The sequence below is a fragment of the Natronococcus jeotgali DSM 18795 genome (assembly GCF_000337695.1).
Taxonomy (GTDB): Archaea; Halobacteriota; Halobacteria; order Halobacteriales; family Natrialbaceae; genus Natronococcus; species Natronococcus jeotgali.
This window is the reverse complement of the sequence record NZ_AOIA01000067.1, coordinates 1-852: the sequence shown is the minus strand read 5'-3', so window position 1 is coordinate 852 and position 852 is coordinate 1. Positions and strand designations below refer to the sequence as shown.

At 47.2% G+C, this 852-nt stretch carries 1 protein-coding gene; it reads left to right on the top strand.

What is annotated here, in order from left to right; all coding sequences use genetic code 11:
• A partial coding sequence (locus C492_RS08085; RefSeq protein ID WP_008422251.1) for a PadR family transcriptional regulator occupies positions 1-182 on the top strand: 182 nt, incomplete at its 5' end.
• Positions 183-852: the final 670 nt, after the last annotated feature.

The window sequence follows — 852 nt, the reverse complement described above, 5'->3', positions numbered from 1 at the left end:
CGTACTATAGTAGCGAAATCAATCACGGGCGACTGTATCCCAATCTCGACACCCTCGTCAACAAGGGATTCGTCGAGAAGGGAGAACTCGATCGACGAACGAACTACTACGCGATCACCGATGAAGGGGACACAGCCATTCAGGAGCGTCGTGAGTGGGAATCACAGTACGTTGACCTCTGATTCAGACGGATTTGGTCCTCAATGAGTGCGAAAATGATGCATATATCACCACTCTATTTTGACATAGGAGGCACATAAATCTATTGAATAGTCAACAAGAGAAGTAGTGTGAAGCACTCCTCCAAATGAATACGTCAAAGATAAGTAAAACGGCCACGGATATGAATCTGTCCAATTACTCGTGATATCCGATTAGGAGTCGATACCGTACTCAACGAGTTGTTCGGCTTGGGTCTTTAGCCCATCTGTACTATGTACCAGTAGTCTTCGGAAACCCCCAGAGGAGGGGGATCGACAGGTACAACCAACCTACCGTGCTGGCGATCACGGCAGATCCTCGCCATTGGCGAGCAACATACTATTCAATTCCTAGAACGAAAAGGTACTGAATGAGGTTGGCTTTTCCGCTATTGTTTTCGAAACCGCTTTACGAGAATTTCTATCCGTATCCGGAAGCTGCTCTCGGATCACCGGCCTTTGCGGACGCCTGCTCGACAGGATACTGGTCTCTGAGTGTCATAGAACAGTTCTGAGGGTGATGGATTTCAAGACTGACGGTGCTGAATCACCTGCTCAGTGAGTATGCATATTGAACGACTCCCTAGAAGAACGAATTACGTGAATTTCGACTGTTGGCCTATCCAAAATCCGAATAGCATTACAAGGAGTA